This window comes from Pseudomonas protegens (genome assembly GCF_003732485.1).
Taxonomy (GTDB): domain Bacteria; phylum Pseudomonadota; class Gammaproteobacteria; order Pseudomonadales; family Pseudomonadaceae; genus Aquipseudomonas; species Aquipseudomonas protegens_B.
In genome coordinates this window covers 20,497-22,432 of the sequence record NZ_MOAK01000033.1, presented here as the reverse complement: position 1 = coordinate 22,432, position 1,936 = coordinate 20,497, and the positions used below count along the sequence as shown (strand labels likewise).

General features: G+C 68.1%; 2 protein-coding genes. Both read left to right on the top strand.

The window, feature by feature from the left end; genetic code table 11:
• Window positions 1-901 (top strand): NAD(+)/NADH kinase (locus BLX41_RS05390; protein WP_259744446.1); only part of this gene is annotated, 901 nt, incomplete at its 5' end.
• Window positions 879-1,856 carry a thiamine pyrophosphate-dependent dehydrogenase E1 component subunit alpha gene (locus tag BLX41_RS05385; protein WP_072444785.1) on the top strand — a complete coding sequence of 326 codons (978 nt, stop codon included), beginning with the start codon at window positions 879-881 and terminating at the stop codon, window positions 1,854-1,856. The genes BLX41_RS05390 and BLX41_RS05385, both read left to right, overlap by 23 nt.
• Window positions 1,857-1,936 lie beyond the last annotated feature (80 nt).

Sequence of the window (1,936 nt, the reverse complement as noted above, 5' to 3'; positions counted from 1 at the left end):
GCAAAAAAACAGCCGCAGCCGCCAGGCCCGGGAGCAGCACTGGCCGGCCCTGGAGTTTCTCGACCTGACCCTGCGCCAGAGCGTCGAGGACACCCGCCAGGCGGCGCGCTGGATGGCCGAGCGCGAGGTGTCGCTGATCGCCGTGCTCGGTGGCGACGGCACCCACAAGGCGGTGGCCGCTGAGGTCGGCGATATTCCGCTGCTGACCCTGTCCACCGGCACCAACAACGCCTTTCCGGAACTGCGCGAAGCCACCAGCGCGGGGCTGGCCGGTGGGCTCTACGCCAACGGCCGGGTGCTCGCCGAGATCGCCCTGCGGCGCAACAAGCGCCTGCTGGTGCGCGAGCCGTCCCGGGGCCTGTGCGAGGTGGCCCTGGTGGATGTGGCGGTGTCGCCCCTGGCCTTTGTCGGCGCCCGGGCCATCAGCCGCGCCAGTGATTTGGCCGAGGTCTTCGTGACCTTCGCCGAACCTCAGTCCATCGGCATTTCCGCGCTCTGCGGGCTGTGGTTGCCGGTGACTCGCCAAGAATCCCACGGCGCCTGGATGCGCCTGGACCCGCAATCCCCCGAGGCGCTGCTGGTGCCCCTGGCCCCCGGCCTATTGCAGGGCTGCGGGGTGCTGGACGCCGGCTACCTGCAACCCGATGTGCCCCAGCCCCTGTGCCTGAACGCCGGCACCCTGGCCCTGGATGGCGAGCGCGAGATCGAATTCAACCCCCACGACCGGCCCACGGTCACCCTGGATGCCGGCGGCCCGCTGAGCATCGACGTCAACGCGGTCCTGGAACACGCGGCGCGCCAGCGCCTGCTGGCCATCGACCGCGATCACCGGCAACACCCCGTGAACCTTCAGTCCGAAGACACCCTGGAGAATAAAAATGTCGACATCCCTGACCACTGACCAGTTGCTCCACGCCTACCGGGTGATGCGCACCATCCGCGCATTCGAAGAACGCCTGCACGTGGAATTCGCCACCGGCGAGATCCCCGGTTTCGTCCACCTCTACGCCGGGGAAGAAGCCTCGGCCGCCGGGGTCATGGCCCACCTGCGCGACGACGACTGCATCGCCTCCAACCACCGCGGCCACGGCCATTGCATCGCCAAGGGCGTGGACGTCTACGGGATGATGGCGGAGATCTACGGCAAGAAGACCGGGGTCTGCCAGGGCAAGGGCGGCTCCATGCACATCGCCGATTTCGAGAAGGGCATGCTCGGCGCCAACGGCATCGTCGGTGCCGGCGCGCCGCTGGTGGTGGGCGCGGCCCTGGCCGCCCGGCTGCAAGGCACCGACGGCGTGTCGGTGGTGTTCTTCGGCGACGGCGGCTCCAACGAAGGCGCGGTGTTCGAGGCCATGAACATGGCCTCGGTGTGGAACCTGCCGTGCCTGTTCATCGCCGAGAACAACGGCTACGCCGAAGCCACGGCCTCCAACTGGTCGGTGGCGTGCGACCACATCGCCGACCGCGCCGCCGGTTTCGGCATGCCCGGAGTGACGGTGGACGGTTTTGATTTCTTCGCCGTGCACGAAGCTGCCGGCGCCGCCGTGGAGCGGGCCCGGGCCGGGGAGGGGCCGTCGCTGATCGAGGTCAAGCTGACCCGCTACTACGGCCACTTCGAGGGCGACGCCCAGACCTACCGCGCCCCCGACGAGGTCAAGCATTACCGCGAGCACAACGACTGCCTGATGCAGTTCCGCGAGCGCACCACCCGTTCGGGCCTGGTGCAGGCCAGCCAGCTGGACCAGATCGATGCCGACGTGGAAGCGCTGATCGAAGACGCGGTGCGCAAGGCCAAGTCCGACCCCAAGCCGAGCCCCGCCGACCTGCTCAGCGACGTGTACGTCGCTTATCCATAACGCCCCACAGAACAACAAGAGACCACCATCATGGCGAGAAAAATCAGTTACCAGCAGGCCATCAACGAAGCCCTGGCCCA

Bases quoted from the DNA above. Each gene is read 5' to 3' on its own strand.
- BLX41_RS05385 (WP_072444785.1), top strand. From the start codon at position 879: ATGTCGACATCCCTGACCACTGACCAGTTGCTCCACGCCTACCGGGTG.